Origin of the sequence: Acinetobacter lwoffii, from assembly GCF_024129715.1 — a bacterium.
Taxonomy (GTDB): domain Bacteria; phylum Pseudomonadota; class Gammaproteobacteria; order Pseudomonadales; family Moraxellaceae; genus Acinetobacter; species Acinetobacter lwoffii_U.
Window position 1 is genome coordinate 1 of the sequence record NZ_JAMXXM010000018.1, and the last position, 20,334, is coordinate 20,334.

A 20,334-nucleotide genomic window follows, 5' to 3' on the forward strand; every position below is an offset into this window, starting at 1 on the left:
AGCTGTTAAAGTTGTTTTACCATGGTCAACGTGACCAATTGTGCCCACGTTAACGTGTGGCTTATTACGTTCAAACTTAGCCTTAGCCATGTTAATCTTCCTCGTTTACGTCGAACACAATTCTGAGTAAAACCCAGCTCCGACATATCGTTTAAAAAAACCGAACACCAAATACTTGAAAAGCAGACTAAATAGCCTGCTTTTGGAATTTCTTTGCAACAAAGTTGCTAAACTGTAATCTGGAGCTCTTATCGAGATTTGAACTCGAGACCTCTCCCTTACCAAGGGAGTGCTCTACCACTGAGCTATAAGAGCAAATATTAGTACTTCAATGGAGCGGGAGACGAGGGTCGAACTCGCGACATGTAGCTTGGAAGGCTACCGCTCTACCAACTGAGCTACTCCCGCACGATGTTGGTACAAACCACTTATTGAAGTCTTAAAATTGGTGGTGAGGGAAGGATTCGAACCTTCGAAACTTTCGTAGCGGAGTTACAGTCCGCCCCCTTTGACCGCTCGGGAACCTCACCATTTTTTACACTTACATCAGTGCTGTTCTTTACTTCACACTACCAAACTTCTAAGATGGTGCCGGCACACGGATTCGAACTGTGGACCTACTGATTACAAGTCAGTTGCTCTACCAACTGAGCTATGCCGGCGTTTCTTAGTGTTTCGTACGTTTCGTATCGGAACGGTGTGCAGTTTAGCAAAACTCAGAATCCTTGCAAGTGTTTTTTTCAAAAAAAACGTCAAAAACTCATAAAATCAAACCATTTGATGATAATTCAACCGCTTTGATCACTGCGCGAGCTTTTATTTGGGTTTCATTCCACTCAGATTCAGGATTTGAGTCGGCAACTAGCCCTGCTCCGGCCTGCACATAGACCTTATTTTCGCGAATGACACAGGTACGAATCGCAATCGACATGTCCATTTCACCATGCCAGCCTAAATAACCAACAGCACCACCGAAAATTCCACGTTTTACCGGTTCAACTTCGTCAATAATTTCCATGGCACGGATTTTTGGCGCACCTGAAAGTGTGCCTGCAGGGAAAGTTGCCTTAAAAACATCCAGGGCATCGACATCATCACGCACTTCACCCTGCACATTGGAGACAATATGCATCACATGCGAATAACGTTCGATCACCATTTGATCAGTCACCTGCACTTTGCCAATTTTTGCGATGCGTCCCACATCATTACGCCCCAAGTCAATCAGCATGACATGTTCGGCAATTTCTTTTTCATCGGATAATAAGTCTTGCTCAAGTGCCAGATCTTCTTCTTTGGTTTTACCACGTGGACGGGTACCTGCAAGCGGTCGTACGGTGGCAATACCATTTTCCAGACGGGACAGAATTTCAGGAGAAGAACCGACAATATGGAATGGCGTGTTGTTTCGCAAGGTCTGCCCTTGCACCAGGAACAAATACGGCGATGGATTGAGATGACGCAGCGCACGATACACCTGTAGAGGATCCCCATCGAAGTCAGACACCATACGGTGCCCGGGTACGACCTGCATTACATCGCCAGCACGAATATACTCTTTGACTTTTTCTACCGAGGCAATGAAGTTGTCATGTCCGGTGAGGGACTCGAAATGTGGCGGACTATGTTTTTCAGCTTTAAGACTGATGGGCGTGGCCAGAATATTTTCTAATTCATTTAATTGTTCATGTGCTTTTTCATAAGAACCCGGAGCAGTGGCATCAGCATGTACGATCAGGAACAAGGTATCTTTTAAATTATCAAACACGATGACGGTTTTAGACAGCATCATCCAGATATCGGGTAAACCAACCGGATCTGCTTCAGGCACATTTTTTAACTTCGGCTCGATATAACGCACAGCGTCGTAACCAAAGTAACCAACTAATCCACCAGTAAAACTCGGCAAGTCCGGCAATTCTACCTGGGTAGGCACCTTAAATTGCGCCTGAAAATCACGGATATATTGAAATGGATCAGCACAGTGCTGTTTTTCAATTGAAGCATCTGCATACTGTACAGTCAGTTCGCCTGCATTGCAGGAAAATACGGTAGATTCACCTAATCCGATAATCGAATAACGTGCCCAGTTCTCTCCCCCTTCTACAGACTCGAATAAATAAGCCTGCTGATGCTGTTTGAGCCGAGCAAAAATAGAAAGTGGTGTATCGGTATCCGCCAGACGCTGACGATAAACAGGAATGAGGTTATAGCCTTGCGCAGCAAGTTCTTGGAATTGTGCTTGAGTGGTCATGCGGTTTTCTCTTTAAATTAGGGTTACTCAGTATGTAAATAGAATTGAACTGAGCGACGCCATCGAAAAACCTTACAACTATTCATTTTCTTTCCTTAGTATGCGTATTAGGCAAGTAATTCTCTAAGATCATCCACAATCTGCTGTGGCTGACAATCTGCAATATTTTCACCATGATTATAGCCATAGCTGACTACAACACAATCAATCCCGGCGCGGCGCGCAGCTTCGACATCATTGGAAGAATCTCCAATAAGCAAAACCTGTTCTTTACTTACGCCATAATGTTCGACACAGTGCAGCAACTGGCGCGGATGCGGTTTACGTTCAGTAAAACGGTCACCACCAATGGTATCGGCAAAATAATGAGCCATATCCAAGGTATCTAAAATACTGCGGGCAGGAAGTTCAGGCTTATTGGTCACACAAATCAGGGTTTTACCTTGAGCTTTGGCCCAGTCCAGAAATTTCAGGATTCCCGGAAAAGGAACGGTATCAACACATGGATCGACATTATAGATATCCAGAAAAGTGTTTAAGAGCTCTTGATGCTGTACCGGTGTGACTTCACCCACCAGATGCTGCAATACACTCTCACAGAATATCGACGTGCCCTTACCTACCCAGGTCCGTACCTGCTCTTCAGTCACCAGAGGCAATTGCAGCACATTCAGGCTCATATTCATGGCGCGATACAGATCATGTGCTGAATCCACCAAGGTACCATCCAGATCAAACAAGATCAGTTCACGCTTTTCTAATTGTGCAATAGACATCCCGACCCTCTTTTATAATGTGCGCAGCCACAAAAAAGGCATGCGCTATGCATGCCTTGATTGTAACCAATCATCGGCTTATTTGAACAACAACCAAGCCATAATTGCTAAAATAATCAGCACAATCACTGAAATCAAACCAACAGATACATTTTTCTGGGTTTCTTTTTTCTGTTCTACGCGTGATACAGGTTGCTCAACCGGAATTGGGGTAGGCTCTGGTTTCACCGCACTAATGTCCACGCCTTCCGGAATAGGTGCCGGTTTTGGAATACCGACATTGGTTGGCATGCCATCACGGGTTAATTGCACCGAAGCATCACGATGTTTCAGTTCCGGCATTCCCTGATCATTCATTTGCTGCGCAGGTGTAGGCTCAGCGACTTCGACCTGTTCCACGACTTTTTCTGCCGTTGCTTCAATTTCTGCTGGAACTTCAACTGCAGCCACAGGTGCCAGTACTGAAAATTTCAAGCTGGCAAACTGAACAATGTCATCCTGTTTTAATAAGGTTTCCTGCGCAATCTGTACATCATTGACGAAAGTGCCATTCGATGAACCCAAATCCTGCACCCAGAGCGCATCATCTTTCAGTAAAAATGCCGCATGTTTACGGGAGATTTCCGCAGCCTGTAACACGATATCCGCAGCCTGATGACGCCCTACCAGCATGTCACGGTCAATGCTAATTTCCTGTCCTGTTAAGTCGCCTGTAATCGCGTGTATTTTCCAAGTCATGAAAGTTACTTCTCTGTTCTCTTTGACATTATCATAACATGCTGTCTGCAAATGCGAATGACCTAGCTTTTGGGTCTAAGTGTGGTTGTTGTAACGGTATTTTTACTTTTTTCTACCTGCTGAACGGGTTCTACCACTTGTCGCTGAATCACTGGTTCTATTGCTACCGGCGTAACGACTACATTGGCTGGTTGCGCCTGAACGGGTGCGGTCGGCACAGTTTGATAGGTCGAGTTTTGCAATGGCGTTCTGGATACCGGAATGCGCTGTTGATATACATCTTCAACACTTTCTGGCAATTTGGCAAAGTTCCCGTCTGAATCAAGTGCGAGTTGCAGACTATATAGCTGACTATAGCGTTGCTGGGTCAGTTTACGCACTGCATTTTTATCCCCCACAATAGTTGGATGGATAAAGATCAATAAGTTACGCTTCTGATTGGACTTACCTTCTGAACGGAATAAACGTCCCAAGCCTGGAATCGCACCCAGACCAGGTACAGCCTGACGCCCATAACTGGTGTTATCCGAAATCAGACCGCCAAGGACAATGGTTTGTCCATGTTCGGCCAGAATTGAGGTTTTGATCGCTCGCTTGCTAGTCACCAGATCCTGCGCCTGCCCTTTACTGGCTTTGACATCAGAAACTTCCTGTTCGACTTCCAGGCGTACCGTACCGTCTTCGCCAATATGCGGGACCACCTTTAAAGTGACCCCGACATCCTTACGTTCAATGGTGGTATAGGGATTAGCAACTCCAGCAGCACCTGTGGACACCGAACCGGTAACAAAGGGTACGTTTTCACCCACCACAATATAAGCTTCTTCATTGTCCATAGTCACAATTGACGGCGTAGACAACAGATTGGATTTAGTGGTTTCTTTGAGTGCCTGAATCATCGCGCCATACAGACGACGGGAACCATCACTGCCTTCACGATAATCACCGAGTACCAGTGAACTGCCCGCGCCCACGGCACTTGCAGCACCTGCACCACCACCCGTCAGATAACCGGCCGCAATATTTTTCAGGCTAGCCCCAAAATTATCGAAGTTCACCAGTCCAATACCACTACTGATATCACCCAAGGCCCATTGCACACCGAGTTGATCCGCATCGGTTCCTTCCACTTCAATAATCGCGGCTTCGATAAGCACCTGTTGACGACGGATATCCAGCTGGTCAATTGCTGATTCAATTTCCCGCATCAGTTGCGGATCAGCTTTCACCACCAGAGAATTTTGTGTGGTATCGGCAATAATACTGACGCCATTGCCATTAAAACTGGTAATTCCGCCCTGCTCGTTATTCATGCCTGTATTCAGCTGAATGCCTGAAGAGGTGTTGCTACTCGAACCGGTAGTCGTATTGTTGTTATTTAAATTATTGCCAGAACTGAGTGAAGACGAGTTCGAGGATGTACTACTCGAATTTGAATTACTGTTCACCGCCTGCCCGCTTACCAAACCCTGCAAGATTTCCGCAAGATTTTTAGCGCTGGCATATTTCAGACGAAAAACTTTTAATCCACCCAAACGATCCGCAGCCGGTACATCCAGAGTTTCGATTACTTGACGCACCCGTTTGCGCGTCGTGGGATCACCTTTAATGATGATCCGGTTAGTACGAGTATCTGCAATCACCCGCACTCGCGAACCGCGGACATCTTTAGCTCCACCGGTTGCAGTCATGGACTCGATCAGTCCAATCATTTCTTCGGCTTGACTCGATTGTAAGCTGACCGCTTCAATGTCATTCTGACCAGTGCCATCCAGATTGCGAATAATGGTTTCCAACTGGTAAATATTGCTGGCGCGATCCGACACAATTAAGGCATTAGTGCCCGGTACTGCCGCCAGATGTGCAAACTGCGGCATCAAGGGACGCAATGCAGGAATCAGGTCATTCGGATTGGTATTTTCCAGCCACAACACCCGGGTCACAATCTGGTCACCACTGGCACGGCTTCTGGCATCATAGGGAATGCCTGAGCTTTTGACATTGCTGTCCGGAACCAGCTTGATGGTATTACCCGATGGAATCGCCACCACACCATTCACATTCAGCACGCCTAAAAACAGGTCATAGACTTCATTTTTATTCAGGGCTTTATTGGAGATGACTGTTACGTTACCACGTACCCGCGGATCGACTGCAAAGTTTTTGCCGGTAATGTCGGCCACTTCATTAATGAATGCAGTTAAGTCAGCATCTCGAAGGTTGATTTTCCAGGTTTGTGCATAACTCGCCGTACTGACCATAGCTATTAACGGTGCGGCCACACAGAATGCCCATGCTGATCGATTATTATTAAATAAAGCCATAAACTTTCGTGTTTCCTAACCCTATGCGTGATGACACATCACTTCAAATCTTGTTGTATGGTCATCACCTGATCACCACGTTTTATTTCGAGTTTGACCTGACCTTCACGTCGGGCCTGTTCCAGTAATTGTGCTTCGGTCTGTCCCTGGCTCAGCGTCTGGCCATTTAAAGACAAAATCCGGTCGCCCGGTCTTAAACCCAGGCGATTACGCAATGCAGCCGGTGTGCGTGAAGTCACTTCATAACTACCATCTGCTGCACTCACCCCCATATTCTGTAAATACTGGTCCTTGTTTTCCTGCATCTGCTGGATGGCCCGACCAATTTCATTCTGTGGCGAAGGCTGCTCAGGCATACCACTGTTAGAAGGTATAGCAGGCATTGAACTTGAAGATGCTGATGTTTCCGGCACAATCGGCTGATTCAAGCCATTTTCCAGACCTTTGAATAAGACTTCCTGAGTAGCACCTGTAGATCGACGCAAAATAACCCGATCCCAATACACTTCAGCCAACTCAAAACCGCTATTAGCCAGCATTTCCCCGACACGGTAACGATCGACCTGATCATTAATTTTCAGTACCGCAGAAGAATTATAACTTGGACTGGCGACCACCACCCCTTGTAAAATGATATTGGCCGTTTCAACCACACCCGCAGACTGCCCAGCTTCCTGAAACAGCGAAAATGCACTGATATTCGGAATTTGTGTCTGTTGCGAACCCAGTTCAACCCGATCCAGCTGCATGGCTTGTGGTGGAGCTATCAGCAACCAGAACAAAGCCGCCAGCTTCCAGCATAGATACAGGATGAGCAGTAACAAAACCACAGGTGCAGCACGATTGAGCTGTTTCAGTTCAATATTTTTTAAATCATTCAGAGAAACTATCATCAATTCAAGCCTCCCATTAAGGGTTGGCGGGTACTGATCACATAGGTATCTAATCCGGCTTTACCTTCATAAGAAGGTGCATTCATTAAAAAGCGCTGGGTGAGCTGGATATCCAGCATCAGACTCGGATCAAGCTTGATATTCAGCATGCGTTGATCGCGACTATCCCGAACATCAATTAACAGCTGTCCGCTTTCATCTGCGAGTTGTCCAGTCATGGCAGGTACATTCATGCTTTCCTGACGCTGAGCAAAGGTATAAACCAGCTCACCACCCGCCCATTGCATTTGCCCGGCCACCTGACTGAAGCCCTGTTCTTTTTTATATTTAAAATCCAGATCTTTAAACTGAATCGCAGTACTCGGCCATTGCCAGTCTGCAAGTTTTTTTAGAGTTTCAGGCGCGACCTGCCCTTCAAGATTTTTGACAATCAAAAACTTATTTAGACCATAAGCCATGATCCCGGAAAGCTGGGTATTGCCACTATGCAAATCTACATGTGCTCCAACTCGCAGCAACAGCAAATCCAGCGGCCGTACCTTCCAGTTCAGACTGCCCCGAAGATTGCCTTTTTTCCAGTCCGCACTTCCCTGCCAGATATTTCCGTTTACATTATGCAAAGTCTGGTTATTTTTATAAAATTTTGAAATTAACCAGGCCGCTGGCACTTGTAATACGACAAAAATAAAAAATGCAACAAGAGCAAGGATCAACCATCTTAAAGTTTTCGGTTTACTGCTCATCTCCACCACGACCAATCGCTCAAGTCCAAATCCCCATTTATAATTTTTCCCTTATACTTACACATTATGCACACTTTTCTGTCAACGCCAATTCATAGATATAAAAAAACCAAGCAGGTATGCTTGGTTTAATCATCTTAGACTGCCTGTATGACAGCCTAATGACCAGATCAAATTGAGGCTTAGATCAGGAAATCGTCCAGCTTTGCGCCTTTTTCCAATTCTGCCACTAACCAGCGCGGTTGTTTACCACGGCCAGTCCAGGTATCTTCCGGATTGCTTTTGCTACGGTAACGCGGCTCAACCGACTTACGTGATGATTTCTTACGCTTAGACGCACCAAATTCAAGTAACTGTTCAACCGTCATACCAACTTTCTCGGCAACTGCCAAGATTTGCTGATAAGCATCTTCAATCTCTTGATCTTTTTTTGAAGCAATCAGTGATTCTGCTTCTGCTTGTAAACGTTTTAACTCTTCTACTGATAAATGCGTAATATCTGGCATAATGCTCTCCGAAAAATAATATTATTCATTTTGTTAAATAATAGCCCCATCATATTTATATTAAATAAAACATTCAATATAAAACCTTAAAGCAATAACAATAAAGTTTAAAAAAAATTACAAAATAAAATGCTTCATTCATTTTTAAATTTCATGTTGAACGCTTAATTCAAGTGCTTTGATTTTTTCGCGAATATGTTCCGGAATTTCTGTTTTCTGCATGGTCTTTTTATCGACACAGACAATAACTGCTTCTGAAGTGGCGACAATACTTTGCTGTTTTTCACTCCATAATAGATATTGCATTCTGAATGCAATATTACGGATTTCTTCAATACGTGCTGCCACTTTTAAATGATCAGGAAAAACCACGGGTTTTAAATAACGGCACTGATTGGATGCCACTACGGTAGATACCGATTCAGAGAGAATTTCTAATTGGGTTAAATAAGCTAGACGTGCACTTTCGACATAACGGTAATACATGGCATTATTGACATGTCCAAAGGCATCCATATCGCCCCATGCAACTGTTTGTTCATAAATAACTGGATATTGTTTTAATTCTGACATCATTATGCTCAAGTCTTAATTTCTATAAAGTTTACATTCGATTCAAATACTGCATTTAACTGCTGTAGCAAGTCCTCCCGATCTTGTAAGGCAGCTTTAATTCTTAAATAACTCATCCGGATATCATCCGGATATAAGTCGAGCAGTTGCTGGGCTTGATCTGTATAGCCTGTAGCTTGCAACACATGCCATTTCGCAAAGCTTAAAATCGGCAATGCTGGATATTTGGCTTCCCAGTATGAAATCTGTTGTGCAATCGCATCATAATCTGGATTTTGCCGCAATAACTGTTGCTGGAACCACAAATAAAAGACATCCTGATTAAATTGCTGTTCCATTAAATGAATCGCAAGCACTTCATGCTCGGCACTCATTTCTGGCATTCTAAATAATAATTTCAACCATAATAATTTGACTGAATAGTCACGATCAAATATCTGAGGTTTTAAATCTAAATAACGTTGCTGTAAATAAAATAAATCGTCCTGTGTGGCTTGGTCATAGGCCAGTAATAATTGCTCCAGCCATGATTTTTTTACTTCTTGGTCTAAATGTCCATATTGAGTCGAGCGTAAATATAACCAGGGAAACTGCATGGCGAATACCCCCCATAATACGACAAGACGCTGCTCATAGGCTGTTTTAACCTGTATTAACCAAGGCGATAATTCATGCTGATTTAAAAACTCTAAATGGGTAAGTGCTTGTTCACCTTGCTGTTGTGATAAATAAATTTCAATCCGTTGCAATTCTGCCAATTCAAATGCCATGGGATTGGACTGATTTAAAGCAGTTAATGCATGGGTATATTGTTGTTGCCCCCAAGATAAACGTGCATCAATAATATGTTTAAGTAAACCCGACTTAGTAAAAGACTGCTGAATAAAATCCCGCTGATCCTGCGCAGCGTTTAATAACCAGATCACGGCCAGTTGTTCATAAGGGTGCAAGCGGGAAAAACTAAAGACTGTTTCAGTTTTACGCTGTTCACGGCTGCGATACTGCTTGACGGCATACCAGATGCAATGCATCAAAAAACTTACACTGACCATGGATGCGGCCAAAAACCAGAGGGTAGTTTGTAACTGCCACTCGCGCCAATACAGATAGACATAGCCAGCCCCATGTCCATAACTCAGGATACTCAGCCCCGCAATGCCAAGTAAGCAGACAAATAAATAGGCCAGCAGAATCTGTTTCATAAGCAATTAGCCCACTAGGGTGCGTGTGTTTAATAATGGAATCGGAGTAGTCGGGGTGGCCTTGATTTGATTCAATTGCTGAATCCATTTTTGGCTCTGTGTATCCGGCAATTGTTCCAGGACTTCAATCACGGCATTCAGTGCTTGTTGAAAAGCGACGGATTGGTCTTTTTGCAAGGTATTCTGTGCGATGAGCAAGCGCAACTGGGCCTCTTTCAGTACCAGATGCCGTTGCATCAAGACTGTGCTTGGCTGATCTGCGGATTCAATCTGAACCCAGCGCTGCCAGAAAGAGCGTTGAGTTTCTGGACGCTGACGATATGGTGTCTGAATTTCTTTTTCAATTTCAGTATCCATCTGCACCAAAACTTCTTTTACTTTATTTTGCTGCACTAATCGGCTGTTCACGAATTTTTTCAGCATGTCCTGATCTTTTGCAATTACTTGCTGCAAACTACTGACCAAGGCAGGCACTAAAATATAATCATCCAGCTCATTGGATAACTGATTTAATTTCTCAATCGCAGTGGCGTATTGTTGCTGTTGCAGTGCAAATTCGATCAGATCCAGATGTTGCTGTACTAAGGCAATATCATTCTGTGTTTCATTAGCTACCGCTTCACTTACTGGCGCTTTTGCTGAAGTAGCCCTAGCACTTTCCTGCTGAGCAGAAATCTGGCGTTTTAAAGCCACGAACTGATCATTGAGATTGGCATTTTGCTGCTGTAACTGATTGATGCTTTGATTGAATTCAGTCTGTGCTGTATTCAGAACATGAAAGTCATAGCTAAGCTTGATGAGCCACGCCATACTCAAGATGAACACTACAATGAATAGTTTCTTCATGCGTTCCCTAATATCAGCCTCATTTTCTGCAAGATCGTATTTGCCTCTAAATCATCGACTTGTACGAATTGAAAACTTGCCTGATGCTGCTGTTGATATTCCCCAAGAATAGTGGCCAAACGTGGCCCCAAAACCAAATAACAGGCTTGCTGTATGAACTCTGCACTATCCTGCATAATTGCCAGCCAGTTTAACCAGCTTGCCTCACTAGTGATCAGAACTGCAAAACGCTGCTGCCTCTTAAGCAGCGACAAGTTCTCTGCCAAAATCGTTGCCGTCGTTTCAGGACATTGCCGCCGGTACAAAATAAAGTTTAAAACTTTAATATTGCTGGCACGTAAATGATCCATCATAAATTGACGACCGCCTTCTCCGCGCCAGAAGGCTACACCTGAGCCAGAAGCCAGTTGCTTCAACACAGGCAATTGCAGCATGCCTTCCGAGGTTTCGACCTCAGGCACATGACTATGAATGCCGTAGCTCGCCAATGCCTGTTCAGTGGCTTTGCCCACTGCCACCCAATGCACCTGTGCCAAAGTCGAGAGCGCGACTCCCGCCTGTTGTAAATATTGCATGCCAATCTGGGCGGCCGTCGGACTGACCACCACAATAATCTGTGCCTGCTCCAGCTGCTGATACAAACTCGACAGCTCATCGGAATAAGGCATGGCATGCAGTTCGAGCAAGGGCAATTCTAAAACAGACACTTGCGCTGCCTGTAACTGCTGGGTCAAGCCTGCAGCACGGTCACTGGGGCGAGTATTAATCAATAACATCAGTGTGAATAGAGTGCTTTCAGCAACTCGCCAGCACCTTGATCAAGCAAGTCTTTTGCCAGCTTCACACCCAATTGCTCTGCATCTGCCGTTTTCCCAGTGTGCTGTGCCCGGAGCAAAACCGCTCCATCAACACTGCCGACACGACCTTCGATTGAAATCACACCCTCTTTGAGCGTGGCATAACCGGCAATCGGCACCTGACAGCCGCCTTCCAGATAGGCATTAAAAGCACGTTCAGCACGTACGCATGCATCTGTATCTGCATGCAGGAGTGGCTGAATCAAGTCCAGCACTGCCTGATCATGAGTACGGCATTCCAAACCTAGCGCACCTTGACCCACGGCCGGCAGACTGACTTCAGGCGTCAGAGTATGACGAATGCGTTCTGCCAGACCCAAGCGTTTTAAACCGGCACTGGCCAGAATAATCGCATCATACTGACCAGCATCCAGTTTGGACAAGCGTGTGCCGACATTACCGCGTAAATCGATAATATCCAGATCTGGACGCTGTTTTAAAATCTGGGTTTTACGGCGCAAGCTTGAGGTTCCGACTTTGGCGCCTTGTGGCAATTCTTCAAAACTAGTGTAGGTATTCGACACAAAGGCATCTAAGGGATCTTCACGTTCACAGATCACTGCCAGACTCAGACCTTCGGGCAAGGCCATCGGGACATCTTTCATGGAATGCACAGCCAGATCTGCACGACCATCCAGTAAAGCGGCTTCTAATTCTTTTACAAACAGTCCTTTTCCACCAATTTTAGCCAGTGGTGTATCTAGAATTTTATCGCCCTGTGTAACAAAAGTGACTAACTCGACCTGCAAACCAGCGTGCAAATCTTGTAGGCGCGCACGGATGTGTTCCGCTTGCCAAAGCGCAAGTGGACTTTGTCGAGTTGCAATTTTTAGGGTCTTCATAAATTTCAATAACAGTAAATGAGAACAATAGTCTAAACTTAACCTGCTCACTTGAAAATGCAAGTGAATTTATATAAGTTTCAACTCAATGCTCTCATTCATCCCCTGCTAAAGCTTTTGAATCCGATCTCGTAAAAACGGTAAATGTCGCCGACTAACCGCCAAACGATCGTCCAGCTCACGACAACGTACCTGATACTGACCAGAACTCACCACTTCCAGACCATCCAGATAATGCACCGAGATCAAGGCATTACGATGAATCCGGATAAACTGGTTCCCAAACTCCTGCTCTAACTCCTTTAAGGTTTCATCAATCAATACACTGCCGTTTTTATGACGCACAGTGACATATTTCTGATCCGCCAGAAAATAATAGATATTTTCAACTGGCACCAATTCGACACCACGATAGGTCTTTGCCGCAATCTGCTGGCGGCTGATATTGATTTCGTCCATATTTTCTTTTTGTTTTAGTTGGCTCATTTGAGCTTGGGTAAGTTTAGTTAAGTGCTCTAAAACCTGTGCCAATTCCTGTTGCATCACCGGTTTAAGCAAGTAGCCTTCGGCATTTGATTTAAATGCATCCAGCGCATGTTGGTCATAGGCCGTACAAAAGACAATGGCCGGCATTGGATCCAGTTGACGCAAATGTTGCGCACAAGCCAGTCCGTTCATTTCAGGCATTTGAATATCTAATAGGATGACATCGGGTTCGTATTGGTGAGCCAGATCAATCGCTTGACGGCCATGGCTTGCTGTCGCCACCACATCATGCCCCAGTTGAGAGACCAAACGTGATAAACGCTCGACGGCCAAAGGCTCATCATCACAAATCAGGATGTCCATTTCTCCTCCTTACCCAGTTAACATCATCAGATGAATGATAAAGCCAACTGCGATTTCTTTGATTTATTTTTATTTATATTGATATCGCACTACCGTCGTAAACATCCCTTCGCCGGCAAAGGTTTGAAAAGTCACACTGGGTCCATAATAAGCTTGCAGACGCTGTCTGACATTTTCTATTGCAATACCATGCCCCTTTTTTAAAGTTTTATTATCCTGTGCATAAGGGTTCGTTATGATGATATTAATTTGATTTTGCAATATTTCAACCAATATGCTTATGGTACTCTTTGTGAGAATTTTTTCAACTCCATGGAAAATACTATTTTCTAGCAAGGGTTGTAAAGTTAATAATGGAATTTGAACTTGTGAGTATAAGTCTTTGTTTTCTAACTTCCATTCCACCTGCAAACGCTCACCTAGACGGATCTGCTCAATCTCCAGATAGCGCTGGCACAGATCAATTTCCTCCTGCAGGCTGACCAGTTTTAGTTCCTGAAAACTGGCACGAAATAACCGTGACAAATTCAGCAGCATATGCTCGGCTTTATCCGGATTGATACTGATCAGGCTGATCACACTGTTCATGCTGTTAAACAAAAAATGCGGCTGAATCCGTGCCTGCATGGCCTGAATCCTAGCATTCAACTCACTATGCTGCTGCTGCTCCCATTGCTCACGCAAATAAAGATAGCGAAAACAGAAAGTTCCCAGCAAAATTCCCAGACTTAAATGGAGTCCGACCCGATCCAGCGCAATCGCCAGGTTTAAATCCTGAAAATTAAAATTCTGTCCAAAATATATCAAGATATTCAGGTTCACCGTAGTGAGCAGTACAATTGCCTGTAACAGCAGAAATCCAGAAATCAAAGCCAGTTTGATTCCCATACGTTGAAAGGCTTGATGGAGCAGCTCGACCAGTGCTGCAAAACATAACAGTACCCAGTTGATATACAGGATATATTGCAGCAGGTGCATCCCATTTAAAGCCTGCCAGGATTGCGCTTCTGCGAGCGCCAGAATCATGGCCAAAATATTGCCGCCAGCAAACAGTTCCAGCAAATAGCGTAAATTGCCGATCTGGCTAAAAAAATAGGAATTTTGCGTTGGTTCGTTCATCGATGCGAAAGATTGAGCAGATGTGACTTCGGCAATGGGCTTTGAATTTGTTATACTCTTTTTCGTTCTACTGCTTTTAATCTGATTGAGCCGACATGACCACATCTTCTAATTCCTCTAATCCATCACAAGCCCAGACTTCGGGTATGTGGGGCGGTCGTTTCTCTGAAGCGACTGATGCTTTCGTTGCTGAATTTACAGCATCTGTTCAATTTGACCAACGTTTTTATAAACAAGATATTGCAGGCTCGATTGCCCACGCAACCATGCTGGCAAAAGTGGGCGTACTGACCACGCAAGAACGCGATGACATTATTGAAGGTCTGACAGCGATTCAAGCCGATATTGAAGCAGGCAACTTCGAATGGCGCATTGATTTAGAAGATGTACACATGAACATTGAGTCACGCCTGACTCAGCGTATCGGCATTACCGGCAAAAAACTGCATACCGGCCGTAGCCGTAATGACCAGGTGGCGACAGATATCCGTCTTTATGTGCGCGATGAAATCGATGGCATCCTGGAATTACTGAAAAAATTACAAAAAGGGATTTTAAGTCTGGCAGCTAAAAACACCGACACCATCATGCCAGGCTTCACCCACTTGCAAACCGCTCAGCCAGTGACTTTTGGTCACCATTTAATGGCCTGGTTTGAAATGTTGGTACGTGATTCAGAGCGTCTGATTGATTGCCGTAAGCGTGTCAACCGTATGCCACTCGGTTCTGCTGCACTTGCGGGAACGACTTACCCGATTGAACGCGCCTATACCGCTGAACTGTTAGGTTTTGAAGCAGTTGCTGAAAACTCTTTAGATGCAGTATCGGATCGTGATTTCGCAATTGAATTTAATGCCGCTGCATCTTTAATCATGATGCATTTATCACGTATGTCTGAAGAACTGATTCTATGGACGTCTGCGCAATTCAAATTTGTGAATATTCCGGATCGTTTCTGTACTGGTTCTTCCATCATGCCGCAGAAGAAAAACCCGGATGTACCTGAACTGGTACGTGGTAAAACCGGCCGTGTCTATGGCGATTTGATGAGTCTGCTGACTTTAATGAAAGGCCAGCCTCTAGCCTATAACAAAGACAATCAGGAAGATAAAGAGCCATTGTTCGATGCGATCGATACAGTTCGTGGTTCATTGATGGCATTTGCTGACATGATTCCTGCACTGGTTCCAAACATTGCTGAAATGCGCGAAGCAGCGCTGCGTGGTTTCTCAACTGCGACTGACCTGGCTGATTACCTGGTGAAAAACGGCGTTGCATTCCGTGATGCGCACGAGATTGTAGGTAAAGCGGTTGCACTCGGCGTACAAGAATCTAAAGACCTGTCTGAATTGACACTCGAACAACTGCAACAGTTCTCTGACCTGATTCAAGCAGACGTATTTGAAAAAGCCTTAACTCTTGAAGCCTCGGTAAATGCACGTAACCACATTGGTGGCACCGCGCCTGCTCAAGTGAAAGCAGCCATTGAGCGTGCACATGCGCGTTTGGAACAACTTTACGCATAATTTTGGAGTATGGATATGTCTCGACAAGTATTTTGCCGTAAGTATAAGGCGGACATGGAGGGCTTAGACTTTGCTCCATTCCCGGGGCCAAAGGGTCAGGAATTGTTTGACACCGTGTCTAAACAGGCTTGGCAGGAATGGCTAAAACACCAAACTACGCTAATTAATGAAAAGCGTTTGAACGTGTTTGAAGCTGATGCGAAAAAGTTTCTTGAAGAACAGCGTGAAAAGTTCTTTAACAATGATACATCCCTCGAAAAAGCCGAAGGGCTAAAGCCTGAGTAAAAAAGAAAGCACTGCTTTTCTTTTTTACGTAAGACAAGGACGAAGTCCGCGTAGGTTTAAATTAAAAAAGAATCTCCATTATTGGGGATTCTTTTTTTATGCGTTGCCCTAAACATTACTCAAGACAAGGACGAAGTCCGCGTAGGCATACTGTCCTATCTCACGGGATTTTTTTGACCAATCTAGCAAATCTTACTAACTGGCACCTAGGGCACGAAAACAGATTTTTACTTACCCTATTTCATCTATCCAGTCAGTCACTATCCTTCTGAAAAACATTCATATTTGTATCAAAATAATGGATTGTAAAAGCAATATACAGAGTATTCACAAAACACAACATTCTGCTACAAGAAGCCACATGATTAAAAAAAACTGTCTCTCTATAATGGGCCCTAAGAAGATGAGATATCTTTGAATAACTATAATAACAAGCAACAAATACCCCGATTTCATCCCAGTTCTTCCCCCAAAGGCTGGGTATTTTTTTTCCTGTAATTTACTGATTGTCTTGATTATTTAAGCGCATAAAAAAAGCCCCTTTCAAGGAGCTTCTTTTTCATTTCGATTAAGGCTGTTTCAGATATGGCCAAGCCGCTTTCAGATAAATGAACATCGACCATAAAGTGAGTACCACTGCGGTGTATAGCAAGGCATAGGCCAGCATTTCTAGCGGTGGCCAGTTCAGCAGGAATACGGTGATAGCGATCATCTGAAAAGCGGTTTTGTATTTACCCACTGTTGAAACCGCAACATTGGTCCGCGCACCGAGTTCTGCCATCCATTCACGCAGGGCTGAAACGGTAATTTCACGCGAAATAATTACAATCGCAGCAAAAGCCATCGACATGGAAGGCTGCCATTGCACCAATACAATCAGTGCAGCTGCGACCATCAATTTATCTGCAACCGGATCGAGAAACCGCCCAAAAGCGGAAGTCTGGTTTAATGTACGTGCCAGATAGCCATCAAACCAGTCCGTTACCGCAGCCACCACAAAGATCGTGGTTAAAATGATATGCCGCGTCATATCGGGGTTATGAGCATCAAAGCCCATTGCAGGCGGCCAGTAAGCCACCAATAAAAATACCGGAATAAGAGCGATACGCGCCAAGGTCAAGATATTTGGAATATTCAGGATACGACCTGTAGTCATAGACACCGCCAATTGTTCCCCTCATGTACGATGAAAATGCACACTTTTTTAGAGGTTTGATCCATCATTAATAGGCTTCACTTTATACGAATTGACTTGCAGTGTCACTAGGCAAACACCGTCACTGTTTGTCTTGCCATTGCAATCAGGCGATTTTCGGCATCCCAGAGATAGGCATGCTCCGTCGTATAACCATCCGCAGCATAGTCGGTAAATACTTTATATTTAAACCAATCATGCAATTGATGTTGAACCGGATGCACATAGGTCACTGTCCAGGTCAGACTACTCGCAGGCGCCATGTTTTTAAACATCGGTAACACCCCGGGTGGCCAGATATCAAAGATGGCCATCAAGTCGGCGACCAGAAATTCACGGTTGCAATGCTTTTCGGGATGGAAACGGCACCAGCCGCCAAAGTCCGGACGAGAACTGGCACTACAAGGCAGATTGACATCCGCCCAGGCCACTTCGAAATGATCATAACAGTCTGGCATGCCATAGCCAGCAGGAATCTGAAACAGCTGCTCTGGCGCAGCATAGTCGGGTGCCTGAGCTTGTTGCTGAACCTGAATCTCTGAATCACGGGAAATACCAAAACTGGCAATCAGAATACTTTGCACCGCGTCGTCCTGCCATAAGCGCACTTCAATCGTGGTCACCGACTTGCCCTGCCGCAGGATTTCGGCACTCAGTCGTACTTTGGCTTGCTGAATCGGGCCGACAAAGGTCACACTGCAACTCAGCAAATGCTTGGCCGGATCATTGATGTGAGTGACGGCTTTTTGCATCATCATCGCGGCAGCCAGACCACCATACAGAGTACGACCCTGTAACCATCCCTGTGGAAACTCTACCCATTCCTGTTCGGCAATTTGTGCATAAAGTGCATGCAAAGACATGTTGATCCCTCAGTAAGTCTTGATGCTCAGTATATTCGGCAAAATTCTTCAGGTTGTGAATGTCACGTGACCCAAGCGTCAATGCGCACTTTGGCCCTTGCATTTAAGCCACGCGTCATTCATGCAGCACTTTATAAATCATCCGGGCCATGACTGAACCCAGTCCCGGTACCAGTTGCAGATCTCTTTCTGAGGCTTTCAGTACGCCCTGAATCCCGCCAAAATGGGTCAGCAAATCCCGACGGCGTTTTGGCCCCAGCCCCGGAATAACTTCAAGCACTGATGAACCTCGTTTCTTGTCACGTTTGGCACGGTGCTTGGTGATCGCAAAGCGGTGTGCTTCATCACGTACCTGCTGAATCAGATGCAGCGCTTTATGATCCTCCGGTAATTGAATTTTACTGCCATCGGTAAAGTGCAGAGTTTCCAGACCGGGCTTACGTCCCTCACCCTTGGACACACCGACCATAAAGGCATCCAGCCCCAGTTCCTGCATGACTTCCATCGCCATGTGCAATTGCCCCTTGCCACCATCAATCAGCAGCAAATCTGGCAACAAGGCTTTTTTATAACGACGGGTCAGCGCCTGACGCATGGCGGCATAGTCATCGCCCGCCTGAATATCGTGAATGGAAAACTGGCGATAATCGCGCTTGCGCGCACCACCACTATCAAAGACTACACAGGATGCCACGGTATCTTCGCCCATGGTATGTGAAATATCGAAGCACTCGATCCGGTCTACAGGATGGCCGACCACCTGCTCCAGCTGATGAAAACGCTCATTTAATTCTATATGATTGGCCAGCTTGCCCTGAATCGCGTGCTGTACATTCATCTGTGCTAGTTCCAGCCATTCGGCGCGGGTTTCGCGGACTTTGGACTTGATCTGGATTTTCTTGCCAAAATGCTGCGACAGTGCCGCTTCCAGTTCTTTACGGTCAGCCACTTCCAGATTGACAATCAGTTCAGCCGGGATTTCATCGGCTACCTGAAAATAAAAATTGGCAATAAAATCGGCCAGCATTTGCCCCAGGTCATCACTGAGCATATCAGGGAAATAACTTTTTCCACCTAGCATTTTACCGTTGCGCACATGCATGATCTGTACACAGGTCACCCCGGCCTGATAGGCAATCGACAGGATATCCGCTTCGCCTTTGAGCTTATAGATCGCCTGCTGTGACTGTACGTCTCTTAACAGCGCCATCCGGTCACGATAGAACACCGCTTTTTCAAATTCCAGCGCTTCAGCGGCCGCTTCCATTTTTGCGATCAGTTCCTGATTCAGCTCCTTGGTATCGCCCTGCAAAAAGCGGATCGAGTTATCGACATCTGCCTTATAGTCTTCTGGAGAAATAAATCCGACACAGGGTGCAGAGCAGCGCTTGATCTGGTATTGCAGACAAGGACGGGTCCGGTTGGCAAAAAAACTGTTTTCACAGGAACGCACATTGAACAGTTTTTGTAGCACCACCAGAGTATCCCGGGCGGTATACGCACTCGGATAAGGTCCAAAAAACTTGCCCACCTGGTGCTTGCCCTTGCCGCGCCCACTGGCTAAACGCGGATAGGGTTTATCTGCCGAAACAAAAATATAGACATAAGATTTGTCATCACGCAGCATGATGTTATAGGGCGGATGATGCAGCTTGATCAGGTTCTGTTCCAGCAACAAGGCTTCAGTTTCAGAACGTACCACCAGGGTCTGGATATCATAAATCCGTGCCACCAAGGCTTGGGTTTTGGGATGATCCAGCGTTTTGACAAAATAGCTGGAGACCCGGTTTTTCAGGTTTTTGGCTTTACCCACATACAATAATTCACCGTCTTTGCCATACATCCGGTAGACCCCGGGCAGGCTGGTCATATTCGCCAGGATTTTTTCAATATGGGGGCGTGCGTTTTCGTTCACCTAAAGCCTATTTTTCACCTACAATCTG

General features: G+C 45.2%; 20 protein-coding genes and 4 tRNA genes. 2 read left to right on the forward strand and 22 right to left on the reverse strand.

Annotated features, from left to right (window positions below; genetic code table 11):
• From NI462_RS11085 to NI462_RS11175, 19 genes are all read right to left on the reverse strand, one after another.
• Positions 1-90 (reverse strand): GTP-binding protein (locus tag NI462_RS11085; protein WP_072292276.1); only part of this gene is annotated, 90 nt, incomplete at its 3' end.
• 150 nt (positions 91-240) lie between these two features.
• A tRNA-Thr gene (locus NI462_RS11090) sits at positions 241-315 on the reverse strand.
• A gap of 17 nt (positions 316-332) precedes the next feature.
• Positions 333-408: transfer RNA gene (locus NI462_RS11095), tRNA-Gly, on the reverse strand.
• 38 nt (positions 409-446) lie between these two features.
• Positions 447-530, reverse strand: a tRNA-Tyr gene (locus NI462_RS11100).
• A 56-nt stretch (positions 531-586) separates the two neighbouring features.
• Positions 587-662: transfer RNA gene (locus tag NI462_RS11105), tRNA-Thr, on the reverse strand.
• Positions 663-760: 98 nt separating this feature from the next.
• Positions 761-2,254: an anthranilate synthase component I gene (trpE, locus tag NI462_RS11110; protein ID WP_253160608.1), complete on the reverse strand. Its 1,494-nt coding sequence runs from the start codon at positions 2,252-2,254 to the stop codon at positions 761-763.
• Positions 2,255-2,361: 107 nt separating this feature from the next.
• Positions 2,362-3,030, reverse strand: a complete 669-nt coding sequence (gph, locus tag NI462_RS11115) for a phosphoglycolate phosphatase (protein WP_004278622.1) — start codon at positions 3,028-3,030, stop codon at positions 2,362-2,364.
• A 78-nt stretch (positions 3,031-3,108) separates the two neighbouring features.
• On the reverse strand, positions 3,109-3,768 hold the full coding sequence (locus tag NI462_RS11120) for an FHA domain-containing protein (protein ID WP_071852110.1): 660 nt from the start codon (positions 3,766-3,768) through the stop codon (positions 3,109-3,111).
• A 62-nt stretch (positions 3,769-3,830) separates the two neighbouring features.
• Positions 3,831-6,092 carry a type II secretion system secretin GspD gene (gene gspD / locus NI462_RS11125; RefSeq protein ID WP_253160610.1) on the reverse strand — a complete coding sequence of 754 codons (2,262 nt, stop codon included), beginning with the start codon at positions 6,090-6,092 and terminating at the stop codon, positions 3,831-3,833.
• A gap of 38 nt (positions 6,093-6,130) precedes the next feature.
• On the reverse strand, positions 6,131-6,985 hold the full coding sequence (locus NI462_RS11130; RefSeq protein WP_253160658.1) for a type II secretion system protein N: 855 nt from the start codon (positions 6,983-6,985) through the stop codon (positions 6,131-6,133).
• Positions 6,985-7,728, reverse strand: coding sequence for a type II secretion system protein N (gene gspN, locus NI462_RS11135; RefSeq protein ID WP_253160611.1), 744 nt, complete (start codon positions 7,726-7,728; stop codon positions 6,985-6,987). The genes NI462_RS11130 and gspN overlap by 1 nt, the downstream gene beginning before the upstream one ends.
• A 182-nt stretch (positions 7,729-7,910) precedes the next feature.
• On the reverse strand, positions 7,911-8,237 hold the full coding sequence (locus NI462_RS11140) for an H-NS histone family protein (protein WP_253160660.1): 327 nt from the start codon (positions 8,235-8,237) through the stop codon (positions 7,911-7,913).
• A gap of 141 nt (positions 8,238-8,378) precedes the next feature.
• Entirely contained in the window at positions 8,379-8,807 is a 429-nt protein-coding gene (locus NI462_RS11145) for an acyl-CoA thioesterase (protein WP_253100001.1), read from the reverse strand.
• 8 nt (positions 8,808-8,815) lie between these two features.
• Complete coding sequence (locus NI462_RS11150) at positions 8,816-10,009, reverse strand: heme biosynthesis protein HemY (RefSeq protein WP_253160614.1); 1,194 nt, start codon at positions 10,007-10,009, stop codon at positions 8,816-8,818.
• 6 nt (positions 10,010-10,015) lie between these two features.
• A complete protein-coding gene (locus tag NI462_RS11155) occupies positions 10,016-10,855 on the reverse strand; it encodes a hypothetical protein (protein WP_253160615.1) in 840 nt (279 codons plus the stop codon).
• Complete coding sequence (locus NI462_RS11160) at positions 10,852-11,631, reverse strand: uroporphyrinogen-III synthase (protein ID WP_253160617.1); 780 nt, start codon at positions 11,629-11,631, stop codon at positions 10,852-10,854. Before NI462_RS11160 ends, NI462_RS11155 begins: the two co-directional genes overlap by 4 nt.
• Positions 11,631-12,554, reverse strand: a complete 924-nt coding sequence (gene hemC / locus NI462_RS11165) for a hydroxymethylbilane synthase (protein WP_253160619.1) — start codon at positions 12,552-12,554, stop codon at positions 11,631-11,633. The genes NI462_RS11160 and hemC overlap by 1 nt, the downstream gene beginning before the upstream one ends.
• Before the next feature lie 108 nt (positions 12,555-12,662).
• Complete coding sequence (locus NI462_RS11170; RefSeq protein WP_004278633.1) at positions 12,663-13,403, reverse strand: LytR/AlgR family response regulator transcription factor; 741 nt, start codon at positions 13,401-13,403, stop codon at positions 12,663-12,665.
• Between the two features lie 69 nt (positions 13,404-13,472).
• Positions 13,473-14,627, reverse strand: coding sequence for a sensor histidine kinase (locus tag NI462_RS11175; RefSeq protein WP_253160621.1), 1,155 nt, complete (start codon positions 14,625-14,627; stop codon positions 13,473-13,475).
• Between NI462_RS11175 and argH the strand changes: the two genes are divergently transcribed.
• Complete coding sequence (gene argH, locus NI462_RS11180) at positions 14,618-16,048, forward strand: argininosuccinate lyase (protein WP_253160623.1); 1,431 nt, start codon at positions 14,618-14,620, stop codon at positions 16,046-16,048. The two genes, NI462_RS11175 and argH, sit on opposite strands and share 10 nt — an antisense overlap.
• 15 nt (positions 16,049-16,063) lie before the next feature.
• Positions 16,064-16,333, forward strand: coding sequence for an oxidative damage protection protein (locus NI462_RS11185; RefSeq protein WP_253160625.1), 270 nt, complete (start codon positions 16,064-16,066; stop codon positions 16,331-16,333).
• 568 nt (positions 16,334-16,901) lie between these two features.
• Here the strand turns inward: NI462_RS11185 and pgsA are convergent.
• The 3 genes from pgsA to uvrC all read right to left on the reverse strand — a co-directional run bounded on the left by pgsA (position 16,902) and on the right by uvrC (position 20,306).
• On the reverse strand, positions 16,902-17,489 hold the full coding sequence (pgsA, locus tag NI462_RS11190; protein ID WP_016806864.1) for a CDP-diacylglycerol--glycerol-3-phosphate 3-phosphatidyltransferase: 588 nt from the start codon (positions 17,487-17,489) through the stop codon (positions 16,902-16,904).
• 107 nt (positions 17,490-17,596) lie between these two features.
• Positions 17,597-18,391, reverse strand: a complete 795-nt coding sequence (locus NI462_RS11195; protein WP_004647301.1) for a thioesterase family protein — start codon at positions 18,389-18,391, stop codon at positions 17,597-17,599.
• Positions 18,392-18,506: 115 nt separating this feature from the next.
• Positions 18,507-20,306 (reverse strand): excinuclease ABC subunit UvrC, encoded by a 1,800-nt coding sequence (gene uvrC / locus NI462_RS11200; protein ID WP_005108089.1) that lies wholly within the window; start codon positions 20,304-20,306, stop codon positions 18,507-18,509.
• Positions 20,307-20,334 lie beyond the last annotated feature (28 nt).